The sequence below is a fragment of the Bacillus sp. LSHTCR4 genome (genome assembly GCF_057197025.1).
Genome location: NZ_JBXUNO010000001.1, coordinates 1,095,339 through 1,121,760, shown reverse-complemented (window position 1 = coordinate 1,121,760; position 26,422 = coordinate 1,095,339). Strand labels below are relative to the sequence as shown.

Genomic DNA, 26,422 nt, shown 5'->3' with positions numbered 1-26,422 from the left:
TCTTCTACAAGTCTAACTTGCCTCATAAAGATATGTTCGCCAGGTTGAAATGCCTCAAACAAATATACACCTATTCCCTTTTCATTGGATTCGTACAATGTTTTGTTTTGGTTGTGTTTGGTGCCCTTCTTGTCCCACTCCAGGGTAAAATAATCTACCTTTAACCCAACGATCATCATAAATACCTTTTGTATGATCAGAAAATAACACTAATGTATTTGTCTTTTTAGATTGTTTCATTCCGCCCATGTTTCCACATTTAAGACGTTTAACGATTTCACTATTATCGTATATTTTACCTATTCCCATTGAATCGCTGTTTCTTCTAATACTTTTTAACCACTCTGCTACTTTCTCTTTCTTACGAGCGCTAATTTTATAAGATGGTAATCCTTCTTTTTCCATAGCAACCAACGTATCTCTAGATAAATTGAAATGTTCCAAAATTTACTTTTTTGTTACCATTGTTCTCATTTCCAACTACTCTCAACCCTCTTTGCCATATATTTCTTTCGTTTATTACCGCCTCTTAACATTTAATTCCTGACAAGATATTAATTAGCAATCTCATATAATTTTATATATATAAATTAATATAAAAAATAAAACTTCAAACTCTTTCTCTTTTATTATAAAATAAGAACAGACGTTCTTATTTTATAATTTAAATGGAGTGAAAATCATGTTTCAATCGCAACCCTACTACACGACACAACTCGAAGACTATATCCAGCACATGTACCAATCCTTATCTATTATTGTTCCAGAAGAAATTGATATGATGGAGATTGCGAATAAATTAAGTATTTGTGTTTACTTTGCCCCATTTGGTAGCCATGCTATTGAAAGAAATGGAATGTATAGCTTAGTAATTGATAATCGTAAAACAAAGCAGGAACAATGGGAAGATTTCGGACATGAGCTATGCCACATACTCTTACATTCTGGTAATCAATTATTAATGTCTAAAATGTTTCTAGATTATCAAGAAGCAAAAGCTAAGAATTTCGAATTACATTTTTGTATTCCAACTTTCATGTTAAGAAACCTGCTCCCTTCACATTTAACAGTGCATTTTATAGCTGAGACTTTTAATGTCTCACTCCAATTCGCTGAAAAAAGGCTACTGCGTTATGAAAATCAACTATTAGCTAGTAAGTTACAAAATGCCATTACTCAACACTACAAAATGATTTAATAATTTTTTAAGGAGGGTTAAATTTGAAGGGGTACTTTCATAAGCGTGGAGATAAATGGTCGTTTACTATAGATGTTGGTATAGATCCAATGACAGGCAAAAGAAAGCAAAAAAGTAAAGGTGGATTTAGAACTAAAAAAGATGCTCAAAATGCTGCTGCAATAATGATTACACAGATAGAAAAAGGCATCTATTTTGATGACAAGCAAATAAGCGTTTTAGATATTTGGGAAAAATTAAAACCTATTCGTAAAGCTGAATTAAAAGTTACATCTTATGAAAAGGACATGAGCTTAGTTAGACTCTACATCCTTCCTTCATTTGGTTATAAAAAAATTAGAAGTATTAAACCAGTGATGATTCAAAGTTATTATGCTGAGCTTAAAGATAAGGGTTTATCCAACGGGACAATCAGTAATATCCATCGCTGTTTCAGATGCATATTTAAATATGCTGTAGAATGGGAAATCATACATGATAATATTATGAATAAAGTAAAAAAACCACGTGAAGAACAAAGTGAAATGAAAACCTGGTCTAGCGAGGAATGTAATCGATTTCTTGATTATTTAAAAGAAAAAAACAATAAGTACCATATGTTCTTTTTACTCGCGATTTATACAGGGATGAGACGTGGAGAATTACTTGCACTAACATGGAAAGATATCGACTTCAATAATAAACGTATCTTAGTAAATAAATCGCTGGTAAAAACAGAAAAGGGACTATTTAAAGCTGCTACAAAAACTAAGTCTTCAAATAGAAGCATTAGTATCTCTTCTTTTGTTATAGAGAAGTTACAATCCTACTACGCCTATAAAAAGAAAGAATTTTTCCGCTGGGGTATACACTTGAATGAAGAAGCCTTTATTTTCACTGGCAATACGATACATTCGCCCTTACATATAGATGCTCCTCATCGCTTTTTGAATGATCACTATAAAAAAGCTGGTGTTCCTCGAATTCGTATACACGACTTACGACATACTCACGCTACACTTATGCTTCAGGCTGGGGAACACCCTAAAATCGTACAAGATCGCTTAGGACACTCTTCTATTCAAATGACTTTAGATAAATATAGCCATATCACACAAAACATGCAGCAACAAGCTGCAGAAAATTTTGAGAATGTAATAAAATCTTATGAAAATATCAAATAAAAACTGAAAAAATTCTAATGTGAGCAAAATGTGAGCATTGAGGAAAGACAGAGCTTATAAACCTTTATATAACAAGGTTTATAAGCCTATCTCGTTGAATCTTGGGAGAAGAATGAGCAGTTTTAAGTTCGTTGATTTTTTATTAAACAAAACTATAAAAGTGTCACAAATGCCTGTTATATAAGCATTTGTGACACTTTTAATTTGTTGTATTTATATAAATGTCACTTTAAGAGTGAAAAACTTTGGTGATTTCTTATAAGCTATCTTTTCATTAATTATCTTCCCATTAAGACCTTTTCTTCCTAGGACCTATAATCAATTTAATCGCCGTTCTTTCTTGATCATTAATCGTAACTTCTTGAAATGCTGGAACAAAGGCTAAGTCAATACCACCTGGAGCAACAAATCCTCTTGCGATTGCAATTGCTTTAATCGCTTGGTTTAATGAACCAGCCCCAATCGCTTGAATTTCTACATTGCCACTTGTTCTTAGCACACCCGCTATTGCACCTGCGACTGAATTTGGGCTTGATTTTGAAGATACCTTTAATATATTTTCCATGTTAGTTGCTCCTTCTATAATTTATTCGTTCTTTCGTTACGGTTTAAAATATTTCAACGTATCTTTTACTACTATTCACACCAAAAGCAAACAATGCTACATATGTACATTCATTCGATACTTTTCGTCTTCTTCCTGCCCTACTACATAAATAAAAGCAAACGACTATAAATCCTAATATAAAAATGACCCAAAGATAGAAATCCCTTTAAATGATCAAATCATTGCAACCGAGGAGAATGGTTTTATTTTTGCAGGTGCAATTAAAATATAAAAAGCATTCCTGCTACATTTCAATATTTCAAGAATTCCCCACCAAATCATTAACCTTCGTGTCTTCATAATCTGTTCCAGCTATTATCCTATTACTATATTTCTTCATTTGGGTACTTTATATTCCAAATCTATCACCCTTTTTATACGACAAGCATAAACTACTATAAGTCTAAAATTTATTAATAATAGGAGGTAATACATTGGGTTCATACTATCATTCTTCAAATTCAAATAAAAAATGTTCATGCAAATCTTCTTCCAGCTCATATAAAAAATGCTCATGCAACTCCTCTTCTAGTTCCTATAAAAAATGTTCCTGCGACCATTCACATAAAAAAAGCTGTCCAGCATACGGCACTTTTTGGCAAACTGAGTTTATAACAGTTCCTTTTGGAGATCCTTTTCCATTTAATCACGTTGGCCCTATAGCAGGAGGCGTTTCTTTACTAAATCCTACTACTATACAATTTAGTCAAGCTGGTGATTATAGAGTTTCTTTCATTTCATCTATTAACACGACTTTAAATCCTGTATTTCCACATATTCCAGTCATGACTATATTTTTAAATAATAACCCACTTGCTAATAGTCAAGGTGACTTCGCTTTTCAAATGAATACTTCATCAAATAACGAATGCCTTCAACTAGCAGGCGAAACAATTGTTACAGTACCAGCTAATTCAACTCTTCAACTGAAAAATAATAGTGGGTTTAATCGCCAAAGTATTATAACTTGTGATAATGGTATCAATTCAGTTGAATTAACCGTTATAAAACTAAGTTGATATTCACCCTCACATTCAGATGCTATTTCAGCATCTTTTTTTATTGAATAATGTTCTTTTGATTTCCATCGTTTCCCTCATAAAACATACTTTTCTGTTAATCTATTACACATGAAAAAAGTACCGAACTCTACTACTACAAAAGTTCAGTACTTTTTTCTCATTCTTTCTTACTTCTCCACATAAACCGACTTAACAATTGTACGATTATATGGTTGTCCTTCTTTATTCATCCCTTTTATATCCATCGTAACGTTGTATACTCCTGGTTGCTTTATGTCCTTCAAAGCACCAGTAAATGTAGTATTATTAACATTTTGTAGTTCATTGTATGCAGAGATTAGTTTCCCTTCTTTATTCACGATTCTTACTGTTATAGAAAGATCCCCTTTCATTTCAGGTGCCACAGGTGATTTTTTCAGTTTATACTCAGATTTATTCGCTTTCACTTTAGTAGGCATTTGAAGTACAAATGGCGCGTCACTTTTGTAATCGCTTACAATCAAGTATGCATCTTTCGACTGCTTCGCCATCATTTTGACTTTCCATTCTCCTACATCCATTTTATCAAATTTAAATGTTTTAATTGTCGCGCCACCAAAGAAAGATTCATCTTCACCAGTAGTTATAACACTATCCTTATTTGTATACATTTTTCCTTTTGGAGATATCATTTGTACTTCCACATCAGAAGAAGCAGTTAATATTGAAACGATTCCTTCTGCCTTTTTATCAACCGCAACAGTTTGCTCTATCCACTGATTTTGTGGCAATTCCCCTCCTAAAATATTTTGATTTGAAGTTGTATTTAATTGTTCTATATTTTCATTTGAACTAGTGCTGGTTGCTACTAAAGCTGGAACCGGTACACTTGCTGTACGTAAATATGGTTCAATTCGCGAGAAAACAGCTGATCCTTTTCGTATATTATCATGATCAAATCTGGAATCTGTAAATAAATGAGTTCCATACGGCAGCTTAGCACTCCACTCATTTACTAGTCCATCATTTGAACCGTATGATGACAAATATAATCCTCCCATTGATAAAGCCGAAAATACAGGGCCCCAGCTAGTCCCAGTAACTGTATAATAACGGTTTAATTTAGCAGCTGGATTATTATCAATCGTTGAACGAAATTTTGCCATTTCGCCCATTTGTAATGAATACGTACCATCATCTTTTTGACCTAATATAGAAGCAAGCCACCCTGCCCACCAACTATATGATAAATCCGCTAAATTTGATCCATGATGTGGCGTTGCAAGCGTAATCACATTTCCAACAAATCGATTTGCTCCATATCCTACTAATGCAGCTTGTGTATCGATACCACCTTTACTATGTGCTACAATATTAACTTTTTTACCGAAATGATTATATATTTCTTCTAGTTTTTGTGCTAACAATTTTCCGTTATCCCACTGACTCGCTGATCCTTTCCCAGCAGCATCATATAATTGTATAAATACTGTTTGATAACCAGCCTTCAAAGCATAATCATACATATCATTTATATCGTGATACACTGTCTTTCCATACCAACTATCAGCATTCCCATTCCTTCCTTGCACAAAGAGAATTGGAGGCTTATTCTCATCATAATTAGCAGGCTTTTGGCCTAAAAACCATTCTCCAGGTGTAAAGACTTCTTGATCTGGAAAGCCTGTTTTAAGCTCTTTTACAACTTCTGCTCGCACATTTGTGCTAATCATTGGAGCCATAATAAAAAATACAATCAGCAAGGCAACACATCTTCTCATCAATCTCATGTTACTCCCCCCACTTTTTTTTGAAAGAAGGTGCTCTTTGTAATATTTTTTATCTTCTCTCTTACTACTAGATAATCTTTTTACTTAAAAAAGATCTTGTCCCTCTTCTCAAGAGATTACTAGTATCCCTTCTTCCTTAACACACGTTATTCTCTTTGATTCAATCTCTTCCTTTTGAGAGAACACTATAAAAAAGTTTCTCAACAATTGTTAACTTTACTGAATCTAATATCCCCCAATTATTATTGTTTATATAAAGCATACAAATCTTGAAAAAACTTTAGTAAAAAAACACTTTATTACCAGCCAGTTATAAAAAAGGGTAATGAAGATATGTGCTTTTATTTAATGAAATACAAACTAAACAAAATAGACGCTTATCTTGTAAGACTTTCGTATCATTAAATATTAAACTGAAATTTCCGAATATAAAATATTATTTCCAGAAACATATATTATGATAATTTTCGCAGACTTGAATTAAACTTTTAGAAGTACTAACCTATCGATGAGCAGAAGAAAATTCTGTGAAAAGAAAGGAGAATGCTTTATGATGACTGATTTACAAAAGGAGTTTTTTAAACGATTAAAAATTCCTGCAAAAGAAATAACATTTAATGATTTAGATGAAATTCTCTTGAAAATGGGCTTGATTCTCCCCTATGAAAATCTCGATATTATGGCTGGTACTATTAAAGACATCTCAAAAAATAACTTAATAGAAAAGTTACTTATTCAAAAACGAGGCGGTCTTTGTTATGAATTAAACTCCTTATTGTATTACTTTTTAATGGATTGTGGGTTTCAAGTATATAAAGTAGCTGGTACTGTTTATGACCTTTATGATAATAAATGGAAACCCGATGATGGTCATGTCATTATCATATTACATCATAATAATAAAGATTATGTTATAGACGCCGGTTTTGCCTCTCATCTACCTTTACATCCAGTCCCTTTTAACAGAGAAGTCATCTCTTCTCAAACGGGTGAATATCGAATTCGCAAACGAATTACCCGAAAAGGTACACACATTTTAGAAATGAGAAAAGGAGCTAACGGGGAATCTACAAATTTCTTGCAATCTGAACCTTCAAATGAATGGAAAATAGGCTATGCCTTCACTTTAGATCCAATAGATGAGAAAAAGGTGAATAACATTCAGAAAGTCATTGTAGAACATAAAGAATCTCCTTTTAATAAAGGGGCTATCACTTGTAAATTAACTAATTATGGTCACGTATCATTAACAAATAAAAATTATACAGAAACCTTTAAAGGCACAAAAAATAAACGTCCAATAGAATCAAAAGATTATGCTCGCATTCTTCGTGAATCTTTCGGAATAACGCAAGTGAAATATGTAGGAAAAACACTAGAAAGAGGTTAGTTGACTAAAAGTATTTCATAATAAAGCAGATTCCATATTTAGAATCTGCTTTATTTTATATTTTGTTATAAAGAAATTTATTTTGCTCTTACCCTTTAATTTTCAATTATATACTCATCATCATATTTATCGTATTGGAGCCCTGAACCTATTTTTGATTCCGTAACTTGATCTCTTAAAAACGGTGCACCTTCCATTTTGCTAGTTGCAATTTCAATTCCATATTTCTTCGTTAAATGGGCTAATTCTATTAAAAACCACTCTCTTCGCAATGTAACTGGAATATCAAATGTTCTTCTTTTCATATATAATAGCACCTCTTTAATTTTCATAACTTAAAAACATCACTGCATGCACGTATGAAAACTACTTTTCATCACTAACAGCCAATGAAACATTATAGTATATGCATGTCCATTTTAAACGTGCTATTAAAAAAGAATACTTCAGTTTACATAAAATAATTATGTATTAGTAGAAAGAGGCTTGTCCTCCTCTTTCTACTCTAGAGATTTAAATTAAGAACATCTTGGTACACCTAAAGCTAAGAATAAACCTGCTACTCCCGCAGTAATCGGTACTTTCAAAGTAATTACATCGTCTACCTTCGTTACTAAAAAGTAAGCATTACCTTCTTGTAATATACAAGTCACCAACAATTGGAATTCCATTCAAATCTCCTCCTTTCAATCGATATACTATAATTTATGAAATCTCTTTAAAAACGTAATAGGAAATACATCCAAATTTCCTTATATACGAATAAATGTTTGTTTGTCTATTAAAAATATTAATTTTCTAAAATTATATAAATCGTGTAATATCCAATAAATCCCTATATAATCAATAGTGAAAATCTTACAAATTGAGGCATGAAAATGGCGATTTTGAGTAATATTGGTGCAGCTTTATTTTTTATAGCTTTTATTCTTTTAATTCTATGTATCATTTCATTCTTTAAGAAAACTGGAAAAGCAACACGATACGGTCGTCCTGCCGTTATTCTTTTTATGATTTCGATTGTACTAATAATAACTAGTGCTGAGACTTCTAATAACCCAATTGTTGAATTCTTTTCTATTTTAAGTTTTGTTTTATTTGTTTTCTTCCTCGTACTAGCAATCTTATCTGTAATTAAAAAGACAGGTGTAGCAAAAAAACAATTTATCATTACAGCTATTTTATTTGTCCTTTTTGGTGCTTTATCTAGTATTTCAAACCCTTCTTCTGAAAAAACGACAGTAACTAGTAAACAAGTTGTATCTAACAATGCAGAACAAAAAGATAGCGAGAAGAAAAAAGAACTAGAAAAGAAAGAAGCAGACGAAAAAGCTCAAAAGCAAGAAGATGAGAAACGTCAAGCCGATGAACAAGTTCGGAAGCAAGAGGATGAAAAACGCCTAGCCGATGAACAAGCTCGGAAGCAAGAGGATGAAAAACGCCTAGCCGATGAACAAGCTCGTAAACAACAAGAAGAACAAAAACGCCTAGCTGATGAACAGGCTCGTAAACAACAAGAAGAACAAAAACGCCTAGCTGATGAGCAAGCTCGTAAACAACAAGTAGAGCAAAAACGTCTGGCTGATGAACAAGCTCGCAAACAACAAGAGGAACAGAAAAAATCACAGCAAACACAACCTGCTTCAGGAAATACTAGTAGTGCATATTACAAAAATTGTGCCGCAGTTAGAGCTGCCGAGAAAGCTCCTCTATATAAAGGACAACCAGGTTATGACTCACATCTTGATCGTGATGGCGATGGAGTTGCATGTGAAAAATAGTAGTAAAAAAGAAGCTTCTAGTAAGCTTCTTTTTTACTGTTACGTATAAGATCTAATTACTCTTCCATTCTTTTAAGTCATATATCAATTCAAAATGGCATCTTATTTTTGAATGCTTGTAACATTAATCATTAACTGGATCAATACTCCAATTTATGATTTCAATATGTTTCACCTCCACTTTCCCTTTGACAAGAACATGTGGAATTAAGTGAAACATCCCGAACCTCCTACCATTTTTGTATTCATCTCTATAATATTCTTTTGTGTAGGTATTTAATTGCTTTAATTCTTTATATTCATTAAAATTGATGAATTCTATTTCACATTCTTTTAATTCGCTATTTGGTCCACCCCAATTATGCTTTGAGTACTTGTATATTGCCATACACTGACCATTCAGTGCGCTAATAGGAATTTTATAAAATAGCTTATTTGTATGAATGTTTACTCCTATTTCCAATAATACTTTATAAATCTCATAAGGATGCAGTGGTAAAAAATGCACAACATCATTCCATAAACATTCTAATTTGGGTATTTTACGTGTTAATAAGTGTTCTCTTTGAGTATGATCTTTATATTTTTGTATATACTCACCATATAAATTTGGATATACCCTTTTCAATTCATTTAATGGGATTAAATATTCTCCTTTTAGTTCTTCTGGTACCATATGATAAACATATTCCATAAATGCCCCCTATAAAAGATATACTTCCAACTACCCAAAAGCGAACTTAGATTGATAGAATATAAATTTGTATACTATCTAAATCATAATAATGCCCTGTGGATAATTTCCTACTCAAAAAATCCTTCGCCATCCGCTCTATAATGTCCTCTGTTAAATACCACTCCTATTATTCTCAAAACTGACACATAATAAGTGATTTCAATCACCACATTGTTTTTCATTTATCGCTATTCTTAATTTAGATGTTACATTCAAACTTTATGGAGGCATTCATATGGAACATACCTTTACTGAAACTTCACTTGTTGTTGAGATTGTTACACAATTTCCGAAAGCTAGTGATCTTTTTAAATCATATAGAATTGATTTTTGTTGTGGTGGTAATAAACCACTTATTGATGCAATTCATGAAAGAAATTCATCAGCAACAGAAGTACTTACAGAGTTAAATACGCTTTATCATAATACGAAACGATTAAATGAATTGGAAAAATGCTTCTTATCGTGAATTGATTGATTATGTAATTAATAAGCATCATCGTTATTTAAATGAAGTGTTACCACAGTTAAGTCCTTATTTGACGAAAGTATTACTCGTTCATGGAGTAAATCAGCCGCATTTAGCTAAAATTCATAAGCTATTTCATAAACTTAAAATGGAATTAGAACAGCATTTAATTAAAGAAGAAACAGAAGATTTCCCATTAATTTTAGAATTTGAAAAAAATCCAACTGATGAAAACTATACAAATATACAAGAAGACACACCAGTAGCCTTTATCGAATGGGGTACAACTGGTAAACAACGCGTTGTCACAGGTACACTTTCAACCTTGGAAGCAAAAAACTTTTAGTATTGATGATATTAAAAATGCTCATCATATTTATGCAGCTACAAATCAACTGGCTGTAAATATGATGGTCAAACAGGCTGCCCATGATTTCCAATAGGTTAACGTTGTAAGTGATGGTACAGAATCATCGTTTCACACACATGGTGTCATACGACATGATGAATATGTCGTCACTATTTCAACTTCAGGTAAAGATCCATCGTTTACGAAGCGTTTGAAGCAAGAACTAACATCTATATTTCCTAAACTTATAAAAAAGCTTTCTCGTACTCACAAATAATAATCTATTCCTTAGCTAAAATAGTAATTGCCTTTAGGTGAACGTTCGTTCTTTTTGTTTTGGTTCCTTTTTTTGAAATGCCACAAGTAATCTGCGAAGAAAATGAATGGTGTTGGCAACTTGTAAACAAGTGAATTTTATGACAAGTGCAACATTACGAGCACCTCGTTTAATTTAGTTTTTATATTGAGTATTCATTCAACCAAATTAGCGCTTGTTCATAATCATCAAAAAATTTTACAGATTCTTTCGTATTGGATTGTTGCAAATAATTCAGTATTTCCCCTTCTTCAAGAAGAAATGCAATCGCCTTACTGTGATTCAAAATAGTTTCATTGAAGAATTTATCTTTCCATACTTTTTGAACAGAAAAATGATTTGGTGTGTATCCTTTTCTATCTACCAATAATTTATATTTCCGCCCCTCAGAAATAAATTGCTGACAAGCCTGTTCAAAATCATTAAACCATTCATACACATCCTCTGTTTTAATTTGGCCAATTAGATGGGTAACAATCAAATCTCCTGAAACTATTGTGCTGATATTCTGTTTACTCAACTTTTAATCATCTCCCTTAGTAGCAATTATGCATAAAATTCTTACTTGACACTCCCACCCCACCGCTATCTACCTAAGCTCATGTAACGTCAATTATAAGTGAGATTGTGTCTTTTTTTCGCAAGTCTATATGTAGATGCTTTAAAGATTTGCATACGAAATAATCCCTAATGAGTTTCCTTTTTTGAATTAAGTCGCTTGATTATCAGACATGGTACAAGTGGAAACAACCCCAATATATCAAAGACTGTTTTCTTCTCATATCGATGGGATTTCCGTCCATCATTTACCGCATCAAATCTATTCGTTTTTGCACGTATATTCAAAATAAAATATATGACAAATAAATAACGACAGTTACTGTAATAACGCTGAAAAGTGTTGAAAATAAAACGATTTGTGCATGTAATTCAGGCTCTATTTGATACTCCATAGCAATGGTTGATGTATTTCTCGAAGTAGGAAAAGAACTTGCAATAAATAATGATTGTGCAACAATACCATCAATGTTTAGTAGGTATATCATGGCAAGTGCTAATAATGGTCCCATAAATAATCTTCCAATTAAAGCCCATGTTATGACTCGATGGAAAAAATTAAGCTTAATGTTGGATAATTGCGCTCCTAGCAATATGAGTGCTATTGCAACAAAACTATTCGCGAGCTCATTAAGAGGTAGAAAGATAGAATTAGGTATTTGAATTGTAAAAGATTGAAAGAGAACCCCTAATATGAGTGCATGAAATACAGGCAGTCTTAAAAATGATTGAATAATACTTCCGATTGTTTTTGTTGCTGATAGTAAGTTATATATCCCATATGAATAAGTTAAAATATTCTGGAAAATTACAATGAAAATCTGAATGGAAACCCCCACTGGATTGTGACTGAAAATCAATTGACTTACTGGCAATCCATAATTACCGGAATTCATTAACGAAATGCTATTTTTTAGAGCTGCACTTTCTCCTTTTTCTAACTTTAATATTTTTGAAATGAAATGACTTACTATGATCAGACTTAGACTATAAAGCATTAAATAGTATATTATTTGGAGCAATAAATCTATTTCTATACGAATATCATATATATTCACAAATACAGCCGCTGGCATCAAGCAATAAGTAATAAGTGTAGATAGCTGCTTTAAGTTAAATTGAAACTTTCTTTGTAAGATTGTACCAATTAGCATCAATATTAATATTGGTAATATTACGTCTAATATAATAAATACAAACATTTAAAACCCCATTCTAAATATATTTTAGTTCGATTAAACCCTTTACTAAATATGGATCACATTTAATTCATCGGAAAACACCCTTATTTCTCAATAATATGAAAATACGCATCAAAAATTCTTATTTCATTTCATTTCCCTCCCCTCTCTTTTCTTTAACATATCAAATATGACTCATAAAGAAAATTATGGATTATTTATACAAATTCATAATTTTATCTTATTGACCTAAACTGTATTCTTTAGTTTAAGTGTACTATTTCACAATATCCATTAGTCTTACTAAAGAATCTAGTTCTAAAAATATGAGGATTTTCCTTCCACTGTTCCCATACTATAAAAAAGCTTTTTACTTCTGCATATAAGGCTCTACGAATCGTTTAAACAGAGTTTGATTGCATGCCCCAATAGTTCATATCAGCTTGCATAGCAGCATCCACTTCTTTTACAGTAGTCATTTTATTATGATTCAAATAACTTTGTTTAATCGTGTACAAGCCAACATTTCGCACAGTTCAAGAGATTGTCAAAAATTCAGTAGAAAATAAGTTTGTGAGAACATCTTTTGTTCTGTTGTGGAGGGTTATGGTTAATCGTGATTATTAGGAGAATGGTATTTTGAGATATCGACTATTTTGCAAAAGAAAAAACGCAGGAAAAATTCCTACGTTTTTTATAAATATATGAAAAAGAGTTTTGACATTACTTCAAAAATGCCATAAAGAAAAGGTTGTAAATTGCATGTAAGGAATTTTTTCTTTAACAATATTATTTTATCAAGGCATGTTTCATATAAAACTACAATTCATTATTTACCATATTGCCCTTAGTTGCGGAAACAATTATACTAGATGTAATCACAATAAATAATCTGAATATTCTCAGAATTTAAAATAAGAGCTTTACTACTCACAAATAGAAGAATACATTCTATTTTTCACTAAATAGATTAGAAAACGATAATAACACATTAGGAGGATTACCATGCACCAGCTTGATTCATTACATCCCATTATAGAAAAAATAATTAACAATATTGAAAAGTTAATGGTCGGCAAACGAAAAGAAACGATCTTAGCTTTGACAGCTCTCTTGGCTGAAGGTCATGTACTATTAGAAGATGTGCCTGGCGTTGGGAAAACAATGTTAGTACGTGCTCTTTCTAAATCCATTGATGCTGATTACAAGCGCATTCAATTCACACCTGACTTACTGCCGTCAGATGTTACAGGTGTTTCTATTTATAATCCGAAAGAGCTCCAATTTGAGTTCAAGCCTGGACCAATCATGGGGAATTTTATACTTGCTGATGAAATTAATCGTACATCTCCAAAAACACAGTCTGCTCTACTTGAAAGTATGGAAGAAGGCAATATTACAATAGATGGCATTACTAGACCGTTACCAAAACCGTTTTTTGTAATGGCTACACAAAATCCGGTCGAATATGAAGGAACATATTCTCTACCAGAAGCTCAGCTCGATCGTTTCTTATTGAAACTAAGAATGGGATATCCTACACCAGAAGAAGAATTTGAAATTTTAAACCGGATGGAAAAAGCGAACCCCCTCTCCCATTTACAAGCTATTACAACAATAGAAGAATTACTTTATTTACAACAAAGCGTACGGGAAGTAAGTATGGACAAAGGAATCAAGCATTACATTGTAAAGCTTGTTAGTCAAACTCGTTCTTATAGTTCTATACAGCTAGGCGCAAGTCCACGCGGCTCAATTGCTTTAATGAAAGCTTCACAAGCTTATGCATTCATTCATGGCAGAAATTATGTTATTCCAGACGATGTTAAATTTTTAGCTCCTTACGTGTTAGCTCACAGACTTATTCTAAAAATGGAAGCAAAATTTGAAGGAATAACAGGGGAACAAGTTATTTCAAAAATCGTTGCACGAACTGCCGTGCCGACTCAAAGGACGATGAACCTTTGATGAAACGCATGCTACGAGCACTATATCACGTTACGAAGTTATTACTAATCCCTTTATGCCTAGTCTTAACATTTGTATACACTATGTTTCAAGGAGGATTTGTAAGTTGGTTTCTGTTTTACAGTATGATTCCTATCGGCCTTTATTCACTATTCCTTCCCTTCTACGCTTTACGGGGCGCTGAAGTAAAAAGAATAACAAATCAAAACGATTATGTAGCTGGAGAACGATTTGTAAGCACCATTACAATAAAAAGAAAATTTCCTTTCCCCTTACTTTATTTAATTATAGAAGATGAATTACCAATACAATTTACAAATTGTAAACAAATGAAGATGAATAAAGTAATACTCTTTCCAGGATTGAAACGAAATATTTCGTTTCAATATGCTATTGACACAATCCCTAGAGGAGAACACACTTTTTCAAGCGTACGTGTCAAAACTGGTGATTTATTCGGCATGATGGAGAAAGAAGTAACTTTTTCAGTTCCAGATACATATTTAGTCTATCCGCAGTATGTAGATATAGCGTATCGACAATTGGAAAATCATTTCGAACAAGGGGCGCTTTCTGCAAATCTCAATTTAGCAAAAGACTCTACCATTTCTGTCGGTGTCAGAGAATATAAACCTGGTGACCGCTTTTCATGGATTGATTGGAAAGCAACTGCAAGAACGAACAATATTATGACGAAAGAATTTGAACAACAGCGCAGCCATAATATTATGTTATTCATGGACAGAACCGAGTCTCCTCTATTCGAATCAGTTGTAATGTTTACTGCCTCTATTGTGAGGGCTGTCTTGAAGCAAAATTCACCAGCGTCATTCGTGTCTGTCGGAAAAGAACGTACTTTTTTTCCTTTAGACAATGGAGATAGCCAGTTGCAACAAATCTTTTGTCATTTAGCGAAAGTACAAGCAGACAGTGTATTCCCACTCTCTCGGAGTATAGAAATGGAATTAAGAAAAGTTTATGTGCCTGTAACGATTATACTCGTGACCAGTAATCTTTCTCCCGACATTCAAAAGGCGGCTGATTGTGCTGCTATAAAAAATAGAAAATTACTAGTTTTTGTCGTGAAAGAAAAACCGAATCAACTCTCACATCGAGAACTAAGTATTTTAGAAACTCTACAAAAACGAAAAATTTTTGTAAATGTGGTTTATGAAAACCGATATACAAATGTGTTTTTTGAGGTGAGCAAATGACAACATTACAAACAAAATACAAATGGGATATGAGTAGATTCTTCATGCATGTATGTGCATTTCTACTTTTACTAGAATGGCTAAGACCCCTTATAGATATTACAAACGTAGGGAGATTAGATATTTTTGTAATATTTATAGGAATTTGCTTCACTCTCTCTTTTTTTCAAACAAGGTGGCAGATTCCAATAAAGGTCGTCACGATTTTATTCATCATTCATTTCCTATATTATAAAAATACTTTTATAAATCCATCTTGGCTAACGACATTTTTTACTGATATGTCTCGAAATTCCTCCTTGTTATTTCAGGGGAATTTGCTAGATATTTCTCCCGTTTTTCCAACACTTTTATTTTTTATATCATTTTGGTTTTTAAGTGCTTTCATCTCTTTTTGGATGATTCATAAAAAGCGTGGATTGTTATTTCTTATATTGACTATTATTTATATCACCGTTTTTCATAACTTACATATATACAATGCAAACTACGCTATTATTCGTACTGTTGTCATCGGCTTTTTTATACTTAGTCTTATCCGCATAGAACGAATAAAAGAGAATGAACACTTACAAAATTATGCTAGAGAAATCTCAAAATTACTTAGACCTCTTACAATATTTATTGTATTGTCAGCGACCATCGCATACTTCGCTCCAAAATTTGGTCCTCAATGGCCAAACCCAATGGATTTTTTACAATTTAACACATCCGAAGCAAGTAAAAAACAAGAAGTTTCTAAAATTGGATATGGTTTAGATGACTCGCGATTAGGTGGTCCTTTTAAGGCGGATCCTACAATTGTTTTCACAGCACAAACGCAAAACAAACAATATTGGAGAGTCGAAACGAAAGATTTTTATACCGGAAAAGGCTGGGAAGTTTCTGAAAAGCAAAAGAAGGTTTCTTTTAAAAATAAAAACGACGTCGTGAGCTGGTACGAACAAAATACAAAAAAAGAGACAACTAAGGCAACAATCACCATGCAAAAAAAGTATCCTCACCTTACCTATCCAGCAGGATTAGTATCAGTTGAGGCTTCTTCTGATGTATCATACAACGTTGACCCATTTTCAGAAAAAATCTATACGATGGACGGAGACTCTTCTACTACTTTACATTCATATAAAGTAACATATGAGGTTCCGGAGTTTTCCATAGAAAACTTAAAAGCTGTAAAAACGAATGAAGGCCAAGAAACAAATCCTTATTTCATGACAAAGTACACGCAACTTCCCGAATCATTACCACAGCGAGTAAGAGACTTAGCTGGTAATCTAACAAAGGATAAAGACAACAGATATGATCAAGTATTAGCTATTGAAAACTATTTCACCGACCATTCTTTTGTATATGAAACAACGAATGTCTCATTCCCTGCCAAAAACCAAGATTATGTAGATCAATTCCTTTTTGATACAAAAAGCGGCTACTGTAATAATTTTTCGACGTCTATGATTGTGTTACTTCGTTCTGCTGGGATTCCAGCTCGCTGGGTAAAAGGTTATACAGAAGGAACTCTTGATAATACGCTGGTTGGTGCTGAAGGTGAGGATGTTTATAAAGTCGCGAACGATAACGCACACTCTTGGGTCGAAGTATATTTCCCAGAATACGGATGGATTCCATTCGAACCGACAAAAGGATTTACTAATCCCTATAATTTTATAAATAATACTCCTGCTCCTACTATACAAAATCGCGAAGAAACAAATTCTCAAAACGCGCAAATGCACCAAAGAAACAATGAAGCAAAGCTCAAAAGTTTAATAGAAGATACTGAAGAAACTCCTACTAAAAAGATTACAAATACTAAAAATAGATTCTCTTGGTGGTACGTATTTCTCTCTTCGATACCAATTAGTATTATAGGATACATTCTCTTCATCACTAGAATGAAATGGATTACATTTTTTATCATTCTTTTCTATAAATATCGAAAAGATGATGCCGTTTTTACAAAAGCTTACGATGCACTTCTAAAACAATTTGCGAGAATTGGTATACAACGAGGAGAGAGTCAAACATTCCGAGAATATGCTCTCCATGTCGATACACTTTACAACTCGGCCGATATGCAACAACTTACTTTCAATTATGAGAATGCTATGTATCAAAAGGGACAGGCCTCAGTAGAATGGAAAAAATCCGTACACTTATGGGAAGTGCTTATGAAAAAAGCAGCTTCTCCGCCTAAATCAAATGACTTCCATTCAGCAATTTAATGTTGATAATGTGAATGTAAAGAAAACGCCTCAAAGAACAAAGTAGTTCTTTGAGGCGTTTTTTAAGTAAAGTGAAAATGCTAATTATTCCCCAAGTACCTTCTCAATCTCAACCTCTAAATCCACCGGCTTCGTCTGCGGCGCAAAACGCCCTACTACTTTTCCGTCTTTTCCAATTAAAAACTTTGTAAAGTTCCATTTTACTGCTTTCATACCGAGTAAACCTGGTGCTTGTTCTGTCATGTATGTATACAGAGGATGAGCCTTATCGCCTTTCACATCAATCTTTGCAAACATCGGGAAGTTTACACCGTAGTTTAACTCACAAAAACTAGTAATATCTGCTTCTGTACCTGGTTCTTGTCCTCCAAATTGGTTACAAGGGAAACCGAGTATTTCAAGTCCTTGGTCTTTATATTTATCATATACTTCTTGTAATCCTTTATATTGCGGTGTAAACCCGCATTTACTAGCTACATTTACAATAAGAAGTACTTTTCCCTCGTAATCTTTTAACGATTTTTCTTCACCTGTTATCGTTTTAGCTGAAAAATCATAAACTGTCATTGTTTATGCCCCTCTCTTCACTATCATTCTATGTTTATACTATACTACATTCGTGAATTTACGGCTCTTATTACATATTTCTCTCCATAAATGAAAGCGCTTCATTATTATTCGAAAATTCGACACAATATACTAGACTTTTATGATGGAAAGTTTTACAATTAAATTGTGAACAAAATGTGACAGTTTATATTCTATTATTATAGAAAAGGATGGTGTTCAATATGAAAACTGCACAACATGAAACGATTTCAAATCGCGAGTTTTATTTCGTACTATATATGATGTTATTGTATGTGATTGGTTGGGTAATCGATGTTAATGGTTTATTCTTAAGCTCCTACTTTAATTTAGCAGGAGAGATTATGCTTCCATTAGTTGGCGGCATTGTTGGGCTGTTCGTTATGTCTATTAATAAACAACAAAGGCAATAAGAAAAATACAAAAAGGCAGAAGACGAATCTTTCGTTTTCTGCCTTTTTGTATTTTTAGCGTATAATAGTTACATACCGTATATAAGGAGTGGTAAAGATGAAAAAAGTAGAGCAATTATCTTCTCACCTATATCTTATTGATGATTTTGATTTACAGCATAATGAACGAACAGGTACTTACGTTTTATTAGGTGACGATATTACTTTAATTGAAACTTGTGCAGCCCCTTCTCTTCCGTATATTTTAGACGGCTTACAACAATTACATATTGATTTAAACGATGTTAAAAACATTATTGTTACACATGTTCATTTAGATCACGCTGGCGCGGCTGGTTTAATGATGGAAAAGTGCCCAAATGCTACTTTATATGTGCATTCTCGTGGTGCTCGTCATATGATTGATCCAACAAAACTCATTTTAGGCGCAAAAGCTGTGTACAAAGAAGATTTCGATAAACTTTTCGATCCAATTCTTCCTATAGAAGAAGAACGTGTTCGTATTGTACAACATGGTGATACATTAAAAATTGCAGAAGACCGTACACTTACATTTTACGATACACCAGGACATGCTAAGCACCATATTAGCATTCACGATTCATTAACAAATGGTATTTTCACTGGCGATACAATTGGAATTTATTATAGAGAACTTGCAGACCTTGGTGTAGAACTGTATCTACCCTCAACGTCTCCTTCTCAATTCCAACCAGATGCGATGATTGCTTCTAAAAATCACATTCAAAGTATGAACGTAGATACAATTTATTTCGGCCATTACGGTGCATCATCCAATGTTACAGAAATATATAACCAACTGGAACATTGGTTACCTATTTTCGTTCATACTGGTAAAGAGGTCTTTGAAAAGTATAATGATTTCGATGAAGCGACTAAAGCTTTACAAATCTTATTAATGGATAAGATTTCTTCTCACCTTACAAAGTTAAACGTCCCATTAGATCATTCCGTTTATAACATTTTACATCTAGATATAGAAATTAGTGCAATGGGCATTATTGATTATTTCACTAAGCAAGAAAAAGTAAAATCCACTATTAACTAACAGTAAAAGAAGAGATATACAACAGTAGTTATTGTATATCTCTTCTTTTTTTGAATATATTTTGAGTAAAGGATGGTGGAATGTAATGCAAAAAGTGATGCTATACCTCTGCTTCACATTATTTATCGTCTTATTATTATTTGTCGGAGTGAAAATTCAATTTTATTTAGATACAGACGCGCAAGTGAACTTTAACGTTTATCCAAGATTATTCTATTTTACACTCTTCCCTCTTATAGTTGGTATTTTATTACGATTCCTTCAATCTATTAATCGCGAAACGAGTAAACAAAACTGGAGCTTTCAACCGGATAAATTTGTTGCTATTACGTTGCCTACACTATTTATTTCCTTTTCTCCAGCTCTACTCTTTTCACCAGTTGGTTCGTACTTACCTTATTTAGCTAATATTATTCTTATAAATACAACTTTTGTTACGATAGTTAGTTTAATAGCTGGTTATTCACTTTTAGATTGTTTTATACAAAAGGACAATGCAACTATAAAAAAATATAATTGATGACCAATACTTAAATGTCATTGGTTCCGGCGGTTTATTTATAAATGCAATATTACTTGTAAAAGTCGCTATCCACGAGAAAAGGAAATTTATGTTAAACTAAAGAAAATCAAGTACTAAGTCAAATTATATTTCAATCAAGGGAGAATTATTATGTATAGATTTTTGGGATTCTCGTGTCTAATGTTTCTCGCAAGTATATGTTCTTTCTTTATTTTAAGAGGACCTAATGCAAATTTAACTTTAATTATTACGATTCTAGCTATACTTTCATTACTCGGTATTATTTTTGCAATCGCATCATAAAATTGGTTATGCGGAATAGTTGGTACAGTATTAAATGGACTAATACTAGTAGTTGTATATTTCCTATTGCTAGCAAAAGGCATAGGTGGTTAATATATTTACGTTTCAATAAAAAAGCTCAGACCTTAGGCTCTGAGCTTTTTTACTCATCTCACCTTTTCATTTACATACTCCATAAACTGCTCCGCTTTAATAAACCTTTCTTTGTACGCCTCAGGTATTTCTTCTACTTTTATTGCACCAGTTGATTTTGTTTTCACCCGTACGATTTCATGTGTCATTAAAGCTTCCATATAGCGATCAAACTCTTCTCGCGTTAATATTTCTCTACTTGATTTATGACCATTTAATTTATCAAAGTATGGTTGAAGGCCCATACTTACCTTTTTCATTTCTTCTCTTTTTTCTGGTGATAATGCATCATAATCAATATTACCGTTCGAATCTCCGTACGCAAGCTTTGCATTTGTTAATTTTTTTAGTTCTTTTGTAAACTCTTCATATTCTTTCGTACCCATTTCATCTTTCGCTTCAGATAACTTTGCACTAAAACGCATGTACGCCTCTAATGTCATCGTTCCAGCATGTTTTTTAAAATTCTCAAAAGATCCGTATATACCATCTGCCATAATAGATTGATACGCAAAACCAGTCGTCGGGATTAAAAAAGCTGCTGCAAGTACTCCTGCGATAAGGCGTTTTTTCCTCTTACTTCCACCACGATTCATTTTTATTTGAACGATTACTTTTTCTTTCAACTCCGGCGGGGCAACAATCCTCTTGGCTTCTTCTTGTATAGATTCTCGGACTTTACAATCTAAACTCATTTCACATTCCCTACCTCTCCTAAAAAGATTTCTTCTACTTGCTCTTTTTGACGTAGTTTTTTTAATGCTGCGTGAATTCTAGATTTCACAGTACCAATTGGAATATGTAATATTTGTGCTACTTCTTCTTGTGAGTAGTCGTGCAAGTATCTTAAAATAATAACTTGTTTCAATTTATACGGTAATTTATGAATAAGTTCGATTAGTTTTTGGTTTGATATTTTACTTATAACATCGTTAGAAAAATCAATTTGTACTGGTTTTCTTTGCTCTTCTGCTTTTTTTATAATTCGTAGTCGCATCCACCTCTTTCTTCTATAAGAGTGAATTTGCTTAATCGCAAGTCCAATGAACCAAGGACGAAATGGCTTCTCGCTATCATACTTACGAAGCGATTCATATAGCTGTATGTATATTTCTTGAACAACATCATCTACATCCGCTTTATCATCTATTAAAAAATGTGCTGTCTTATATACTTCGTGAATCGTTACATCATACAATTCGCTATACGCTTCTTTATTGCCTGATAAAGTTAATTTGATTAAATCTATATACACTATTTCATTCTTCATGTACCATCCCTCCTTTGTCTTACACTTTATATTGGCAAGTAATCCATATTTCGTTCGATTTTTTCAAAAGTTTTTTATATAAATTAATATAATGATTCAATACGTTCATAAGCTTCACTTATAACCATGCATAACAATTATATAATTTTCCAATCCCTAATGAAGATTTAAAATGATTTATATAGTCAAATTTAGGGGGATAAATAATGAAAGCTATCATTGTAACGTCGTTCGGTGGTCCTGAAGTGATGCAATATACAGATGTGGATATGCCGGTTATTGCAGAAAATCAAGTATTAATTCGTGTTGTTGCTACGAGTGTAAATTTCGCCGACGTTAAATCACGATATGGCAAAAAAGGAAATAAAGCATTTCCCTTTATTCCAGGAATAGATGTCGCTGGTATAGTAGAACGTGTCGGTTCTCATGTGAAAAATATTTATCCTGGCCAACGTGTCATTGCATTTCCTCAAAATGGATCTTATGCAGAATACGTTGTCGCAAATGAAAATCTTACTTTCGTTTTACCTGATGAAGTCGATTTCCAAACTGCAGCTGCTTGCCCTATCGTATCTTTTACAAGCTATAATTTACTTGCAAATGTAGCAAGGCTTCAACAAGGTGAATCTATACTCATTCATGCAGCTGCTGGTGGAATTGGCACTACTGCTATTCAACTTGCAAAACTATTAGGGGCTGGAAAAGTTATCGGTACTGTTGGAAGTGAAGCAAAAAAAGAAATTGCTTTAGATGCCGGAGCTGATTATGTTATTTGTCATCAAGATGAAGATTTTGTAGAGAAAGTCAATGAACTGACAAATAGAGAAGGCGTAAATATAATTTTAGACTCTATTTCTGGAACGGTTTCGGAAAGAAGTTTAAACTGTCTTGCTTATTATGGTCGCCTCGTTCATTTCGGTAATGCAAGCGGTGAAATTGGTAACTTTCAAACGAAAGATTTACACGCAAGTTGCCGCTCTATACTCGGTTTTAGCTTTGGAACTACACGAAAAAAACGTCCTGAACTACTCCAAGAAACTGCAAATGAAGTATTCCGTTATTTGCGTGACGGACGTTTGCAAATTAAGGCTACGAAATCTTTTCCACTTCAAGATGCAGGGAAAGCACATGAATGGGTCGAAAGTAGAAAAAGTACAGGGAAAGTAATACTAACTGTTCAGTCCTCTTCCTGAAATGAATACTTGAAACCGAGGTGTCATTCATGGGATCACGAATTATGCATGCTATTATTGCTAACAGGATTGCCGAGAAATTATGTATTCAAGATAAAACTTCTTTCATACTTGGAGGTGTAGCCCCTGATGCGGTTCATTCAGCAGAAGAAAAAGGAACTTCACATTTTTACGCTGGCACAACGAAAAATTATACGAGAAGGATAGATTTCGATGCTTTTTTTCAAAAATATAAAGCCCAAATGGATTCTCCTTTTCTCTTAGGCTATTATACCCACCTCATTGCCGATGATAATTGGCTAAGTGGCTTTTTTCTACCTTGGCTAAAAAATAGAATAGAAAATGACGAAACGATCGCACCTATGTACTATAACGATTTTAAATTGTTAAATGCAAAGTTGCTTCATTATTACGATAAAGAACAACAACTCTTCTCTCTTCTCAATGAAGAAGCTCACATTGTCGATATTGAAGAGGTTTCTAAAAAAAATGTTTTAGAATTTCGAAAGTATCTTTTTGAAGATATGTTGTATCCAGAGCAACATTTGCATGAAGACTTACAGGTGTTTACGTTTAATCAAATTGTCGGTTATATGGAAACCGCTATTGAAAAAGGAACATTTTTTATTAAACAACTCTCTCATGATAAATTCATTTCAAAGATTTAATCCCCCTTAATATGTTTGAGGGGGATTTTCACATAACAATATTATTATTGGTTCTTTTCCATAACCGCAAAATAATTCCCTTCACTATCAGCAAAGTTAAACACTTTACCAGAAGGCATAGTTACCATTTCTCCAACAGTAACATTTTTATTTGTTAAATCTGTATATAATTGATCAAGATTTTCTGAGAAGAACATTAAAGATGGTGTACCAAGATTCAATTCTGGGCTCATTTTAGAAATCACTTCTTTATTATGTAGTATAATGCTCGTTTCAGCACCGTTAGTTGGAGCGATTTCAATCCATCTCATTCCTTGTTTGTTATCTTCCTCTGCAACTACATGAAATCCTACCTTTTCCGTCCAAAAATTGACTGCCTCATCTTGATTATTTACATATAACATAATTTGTCCAACTTTATGAATCATTGCATTTCCCCCTAATGATTTTTATATTCTATGTAGCTTTCTTTCTACAGATACTGTTATTATTCCTTTTTCATTTAATGACAAACAAAAAAGACGTAACTACAAATAGTTACGCCTTCCCCATTCTTTATCTAGGCTTTTTCTTCCCAGTAAAGGCTGGTTTCTTTTTCTTTGGTGCTTTCGGTTTCGTTTCTACAAATGATCCTTTGAACATTTCTTGCTTCGTAAATACGATGCCTAGTTTTTTCGCAAATTGTAGTAATTTACGCTCTTCTTGTGGTGTTACAAGAGATACAACAGTTCCTTCTTTGCCCATACGTCCAGTACGTCCAGAGCGGTGAATATATTGGTCTACTGTATCTGGCAATTCTAAGTGAATTACATGTGTTAAATCATCGATATCGATACCGCGTGCTGCAATATCAGTAGCAAGTAGAATTTCTAATTTTCCGCCGCGGAATGCACGCATTGTCGCTTCACGCTCTTGTTTACTTGCTTCTGCATGAAGAGCTGCTGCCTTCATTTTACGGAATTTCAATTTCTGCGTAATTTCATCTAAACGGAATGGGTCGTTTAAGAAAGCAACTGCTTTTACATCGCCCATATGCATAATTCTTCTTACATAATCATTCTTTTCGCGTCGCTCACAAATGATATATGTGTGCTCAACTAAGCTTTTTGATTCTGCACGTGTTACACGTGTTAATTGTGGTTCAACTGCTAAATCACGTGCTGCGTCTTCTGCCGCTTTTGTCATTGTTGCCGAGAAGAACACTAATTGACGATCGCGCATCGTAGATTTAATTACATCTTGTACAGCGCCCATCATCTTTTGTTTTACAATTTGATCAAACTCATCAAATACAATTGTTTTCACTTCATGCATTTTTAGCTTTTTCATACGAATTAATTCTAAAATACGTCCTGGCGAACCGACAATCACTCTTGGGTGTTTCTTTAATTTTTCAACTTGGCGCTTAATATCTGCACCACCAATTAAAGATGCACCTGAAATCTCAGTTCCTGCTGTAAACTTTTGAACCTCTTCATGAATTTGCATGACAAGTTCACGTGTTGGTGCTAAAACAACAACTTGTGGCTGTTTTACTTCAGGATTAATTTTATGTAAAAGGGGTAATAAGTACGCTAATGTTTTTCCTGTTCCAGTTGGAGATTCAGCTATAACGTCTTGTCCTTCTAAAATAGTTGGAATTGCTTGTTTTTGAATTTCAGTTAATTCTTTAAAACCAGCCTTCTCCCAAGCTTGTTGTAAAAATGGTTGCATATCTTTTATCATTTGTTTTTCTCCTTTATCTCTATTTTTGAAGAAAATGTTGTATTGTTCGCACCGTTTCTATCATGTGTGAAATAACAGCTATTAAATCATCAACATGGTCTTCTGTAATCGCTTTTTGAAATAGAACCTCTACCTTATTATGATATGAAATCGCTTGCTTATTATATTCGTATGAAAGTTTTTGCGTAATCATTCTTTCTTTTCCCCATATAGAATGCATGAAAGTTTCAATTTCTTCGCACATTACTTCTGGTTTTTCTATCGGGAATGAAAATGCTAATTTCATTTCACAACCTGGTGTAAATTGTGATACTTCTAATATTTCACTAGACAAGTTCTTTGCATCTACAGATAGTGAAAATGTTGCTTCTACTAACGGTTCGAATGGTTCTGTTAATTGAAATGAAATATGATATATACGACTTAATGAAGCAAGGTCCATCATATCTTTTCGATTTGTTACAAGAATATCTCCATGTAAATCAAAATCATAAACAGCACCTTCTACGATTACTTTTAAATTATCAAAAGCAGTTGGATCAAACATAATTTCCTCCAAAAAACAGGCGCCTTTCGATGGAAAGGCGCCACT

The 26,422-nt window shown here is 33.2% G+C and carries 27 protein-coding genes and 4 pseudogenes; 16 read left to right on the top strand and 15 right to left on the bottom strand.

The annotated features are described in order from the left end of the window. Nucleotides 1–81: 81 nt before the first annotated feature. Nucleotides 82–444 (bottom strand): SRA domain-containing endonuclease, encoded by a 363-nt coding sequence (locus AC2CGR_RS05765; protein WP_484480621.1) that lies wholly within the window; start codon nt 442–444, stop codon nt 82–84. A 238-nt stretch (nt 445–682) separates the two neighbouring features. On the opposite strand from AC2CGR_RS05765, the gene AC2CGR_RS05760 reads away from it, so the two are divergent. Continuing rightward, nucleotides 683–1,198, top strand: a complete 516-nt coding sequence (locus AC2CGR_RS05760; protein WP_484480620.1) for an ImmA/IrrE family metallo-endopeptidase — start codon at nt 683–685, stop codon at nt 1,196–1,198. 23 nt (nt 1,199–1,221) lie between these two features. Continuing rightward, nucleotides 1,222–2,361, top strand: coding sequence for a site-specific integrase (locus AC2CGR_RS05755; RefSeq protein ID WP_484480619.1), 1,140 nt, complete (start codon nt 1,222–1,224; stop codon nt 2,359–2,361). A gap of 289 nt (nt 2,362–2,650) precedes the next feature. On the opposite strand, the gene spoVS is transcribed toward AC2CGR_RS05755, so the two are convergent. Then, entirely contained in the window at nt 2,651–2,926 is a 276-nt protein-coding gene (spoVS, locus tag AC2CGR_RS05750; RefSeq protein ID WP_000427804.1) for a stage V sporulation protein SpoVS, read from the bottom strand. A 476-nt stretch (nt 2,927–3,402) separates the two neighbouring features. On the opposite strand from spoVS, the gene AC2CGR_RS05745 reads away from it, so the two are divergent. Continuing rightward, entirely contained in the window at nt 3,403–3,987 is a 585-nt protein-coding gene (locus AC2CGR_RS05745) for a preprotein translocase (RefSeq protein WP_087964221.1), read from the top strand. 170 nt (nt 3,988–4,157) lie between these two features. Here AC2CGR_RS05745 and AC2CGR_RS05740 read toward each other — a convergent pair whose 3' ends face one another. Then, a complete protein-coding gene (locus tag AC2CGR_RS05740; RefSeq protein ID WP_484480618.1) occupies nt 4,158–5,759 on the bottom strand; it encodes an esterase/lipase family protein in 1,602 nt (533 codons plus the stop codon). 550 nt (nt 5,760–6,309) lie between these two features. On the opposite strand from AC2CGR_RS05740, the gene AC2CGR_RS05735 reads away from it, so the two are divergent. After that, entirely contained in the window at nt 6,310–7,149 is an 840-nt protein-coding gene (locus tag AC2CGR_RS05735) for an arylamine N-acetyltransferase family protein (RefSeq protein ID WP_087964223.1), read from the top strand. Between the two features lie 95 nt (nt 7,150–7,244). On the opposite strand, the gene AC2CGR_RS05730 is transcribed toward AC2CGR_RS05735, so the two are convergent. Next, entirely contained in the window at nt 7,245–7,454 is a 210-nt protein-coding gene (locus AC2CGR_RS05730) for a hypothetical protein (RefSeq protein WP_029439496.1), read from the bottom strand. A gap of 213 nt (nt 7,455–7,667) precedes the next feature. Then, nucleotides 7,668–7,820, bottom strand: a complete 153-nt coding sequence (exsG, locus tag AC2CGR_RS05725) for an exosporium protein ExsG (protein WP_000395679.1) — start codon at nt 7,818–7,820, stop codon at nt 7,668–7,670. 207 nt (nt 7,821–8,027) lie between these two features. On the opposite strand from exsG, the gene AC2CGR_RS05720 reads away from it, so the two are divergent. Further along, the gene (locus AC2CGR_RS05720) at nt 8,028–8,930 is read left to right on the top strand and encodes an excalibur calcium-binding domain-containing protein (protein WP_484480617.1); all 903 of its coding nucleotides are present in this window, start codon (nt 8,028–8,030) and stop codon (nt 8,928–8,930) included. Between the two features lie 124 nt (nt 8,931–9,054). Here AC2CGR_RS05720 and AC2CGR_RS05715 read toward each other — a convergent pair whose 3' ends face one another. Continuing rightward, complete coding sequence (locus AC2CGR_RS05715) at nt 9,055–9,624, bottom strand: group-specific protein (RefSeq protein ID WP_484480616.1); 570 nt, start codon at nt 9,622–9,624, stop codon at nt 9,055–9,057. A 277-nt stretch (nt 9,625–9,901) separates the two neighbouring features. Between AC2CGR_RS05715 and AC2CGR_RS05710 the strand changes: the two are divergent. Further along, nucleotides 9,902–10,388: pseudogene (locus tag AC2CGR_RS05710) on the top strand (DUF542 domain-containing protein); the annotation flags it as partial. 70 nt (nt 10,389–10,458) lie between these two features. After that, nucleotides 10,459–10,761 (top strand): annotated as a pseudogene (locus AC2CGR_RS05705) (NAD(P)-dependent oxidoreductase); the annotation flags it as partial. A gap of 181 nt (nt 10,762–10,942) precedes the next feature. Here the strand turns inward: AC2CGR_RS05705 and AC2CGR_RS05700 are convergent. The 3 genes and pseudogenes from AC2CGR_RS05700 to AC2CGR_RS05690 all read right to left on the bottom strand — a co-directional run. Next, nucleotides 10,943–11,320, bottom strand: coding sequence for an STAS/SEC14 domain-containing protein (locus AC2CGR_RS05700; protein WP_060630626.1), 378 nt, complete (start codon nt 11,318–11,320; stop codon nt 10,943–10,945). Between the two features lie 322 nt (nt 11,321–11,642). After that, the gene (locus tag AC2CGR_RS05695; RefSeq protein ID WP_484480615.1) at nt 11,643–12,560 is read right to left on the bottom strand and encodes an AEC family transporter; all 918 of its coding nucleotides are present in this window, start codon (nt 12,558–12,560) and stop codon (nt 11,643–11,645) included. Between the two features lie 290 nt (nt 12,561–12,850). Beyond that, nucleotides 12,851–13,072: pseudogene (locus AC2CGR_RS05690) on the bottom strand (RNA-guided endonuclease TnpB family protein); the annotation flags it as partial. Between the two features lie 472 nt (nt 13,073–13,544). Here AC2CGR_RS05690 and AC2CGR_RS05685 point away from each other — a divergent pair. From AC2CGR_RS05685 to AC2CGR_RS05675, 3 genes are read left to right on the top strand one after another with little or no spacing between them, the layout of a single operon-like run. Beyond that, nucleotides 13,545–14,507: an AAA family ATPase gene (locus AC2CGR_RS05685; RefSeq protein ID WP_131102009.1), complete on the top strand. Its 963-nt coding sequence runs from the start codon at nt 13,545–13,547 to the stop codon at nt 14,505–14,507. Next, nucleotides 14,507–15,721 carry a DUF58 domain-containing protein gene (locus AC2CGR_RS05680; protein ID WP_270185559.1) on the top strand — a complete coding sequence of 405 codons (1,215 nt, stop codon included), beginning with the start codon at nt 14,507–14,509 and terminating at the stop codon, nt 15,719–15,721. The genes AC2CGR_RS05685 and AC2CGR_RS05680 overlap by 1 nt, the downstream gene beginning before the upstream one ends. Continuing rightward, nucleotides 15,718–17,946, top strand: a complete 2,229-nt coding sequence (locus tag AC2CGR_RS05675) for a transglutaminase TgpA family protein (protein ID WP_484480614.1) — start codon at nt 15,718–15,720, stop codon at nt 17,944–17,946. The genes AC2CGR_RS05680 and AC2CGR_RS05675 overlap by 4 nt, the downstream gene beginning before the upstream one ends. 84 nt (nt 17,947–18,030) lie before the next feature. Here AC2CGR_RS05675 and bsaA read toward each other — a convergent pair whose 3' ends face one another. Next, nucleotides 18,031–18,513 carry a glutathione peroxidase gene (gene bsaA / locus AC2CGR_RS05670; RefSeq protein WP_087964231.1) on the bottom strand — a complete coding sequence of 161 codons (483 nt, stop codon included), beginning with the start codon at nt 18,511–18,513 and terminating at the stop codon, nt 18,031–18,033. Nucleotides 18,514–18,737: 224 nt separating this feature from the next. Here bsaA and AC2CGR_RS05665 point away from each other — a divergent pair, with 224 nt between their 5' ends. The 4 genes and pseudogenes from AC2CGR_RS05665 to AC2CGR_RS05650 all read left to right on the top strand — a co-directional run bounded on the left by AC2CGR_RS05665 (nt 18,738) and on the right by AC2CGR_RS05650 (nt 20,935). Next, the gene (locus tag AC2CGR_RS05665) at nt 18,738–18,947 is read left to right on the top strand and encodes a DUF3925 family protein (RefSeq protein WP_000844978.1); all 210 of its coding nucleotides are present in this window, start codon (nt 18,738–18,740) and stop codon (nt 18,945–18,947) included. Nucleotides 18,948–19,044: 97 nt separating this feature from the next. Then, nucleotides 19,045–20,016, top strand: a complete 972-nt coding sequence (locus AC2CGR_RS05660) for an MBL fold metallo-hydrolase (protein WP_484480613.1) — start codon at nt 19,045–19,047, stop codon at nt 20,014–20,016. An 85-nt stretch (nt 20,017–20,101) separates the two neighbouring features. Next, the gene (locus AC2CGR_RS05655) at nt 20,102–20,536 is read left to right on the top strand and encodes a hypothetical protein (protein WP_131102008.1); all 435 of its coding nucleotides are present in this window, start codon (nt 20,102–20,104) and stop codon (nt 20,534–20,536) included. A gap of 153 nt (nt 20,537–20,689) precedes the next feature. After that, nucleotides 20,690–20,935 (top strand): annotated as a pseudogene (locus AC2CGR_RS05650) (hypothetical protein). Between the two features lie 53 nt (nt 20,936–20,988). On the opposite strand, the gene AC2CGR_RS05645 reads toward AC2CGR_RS05650, so the two are convergent. After that, the gene (locus AC2CGR_RS05645) at nt 20,989–21,669 is read right to left on the bottom strand and encodes a DUF3600 domain-containing protein (protein ID WP_484480612.1); all 681 of its coding nucleotides are present in this window, start codon (nt 21,667–21,669) and stop codon (nt 20,989–20,991) included. After that, nucleotides 21,666–22,244 carry a sigma-70 family RNA polymerase sigma factor gene (locus AC2CGR_RS05640; RefSeq protein WP_087964235.1) on the bottom strand — a complete coding sequence of 193 codons (579 nt, stop codon included), beginning with the start codon at nt 22,242–22,244 and terminating at the stop codon, nt 21,666–21,668. The genes AC2CGR_RS05645 and AC2CGR_RS05640 overlap by 4 nt, the downstream gene beginning before the upstream one ends. 206 nt (nt 22,245–22,450) lie before the next feature. On the opposite strand from AC2CGR_RS05640, the gene AC2CGR_RS05635 reads away from it, so the two are divergent. Further along, a complete protein-coding gene (locus tag AC2CGR_RS05635; protein ID WP_087964236.1) occupies nt 22,451–23,437 on the top strand; it encodes a quinone oxidoreductase family protein in 987 nt (328 codons plus the stop codon). A gap of 29 nt (nt 23,438–23,466) precedes the next feature. Continuing rightward, on the top strand, nt 23,467–24,105 hold the full coding sequence (locus AC2CGR_RS05630; protein ID WP_087964237.1) for a zinc dependent phospholipase C family protein: 639 nt from the start codon (nt 23,467–23,469) through the stop codon (nt 24,103–24,105). 44 nt (nt 24,106–24,149) lie between these two features. Here the strand turns inward: AC2CGR_RS05630 and AC2CGR_RS05625 are convergent, their stop codons facing one another. From AC2CGR_RS05625 to AC2CGR_RS05615, 3 genes are all read right to left on the bottom strand, one after another. Next, a complete protein-coding gene (locus AC2CGR_RS05625; protein WP_000581478.1) occupies nt 24,150–24,533 on the bottom strand; it encodes a VOC family protein in 384 nt (127 codons plus the stop codon). Nucleotides 24,534–24,660: 127 nt separating this feature from the next. Beyond that, a complete protein-coding gene (locus AC2CGR_RS05620) occupies nt 24,661–25,830 on the bottom strand; it encodes a DEAD/DEAH box helicase (RefSeq protein WP_131102006.1) in 1,170 nt (389 codons plus the stop codon). Nucleotides 25,831–25,849: 19 nt separating this feature from the next. Beyond that, a complete protein-coding gene (locus AC2CGR_RS05615; RefSeq protein ID WP_484480611.1) occupies nt 25,850–26,377 on the bottom strand; it encodes a hypothetical protein in 528 nt (175 codons plus the stop codon). Nucleotides 26,378–26,422 lie beyond the last annotated feature (45 nt).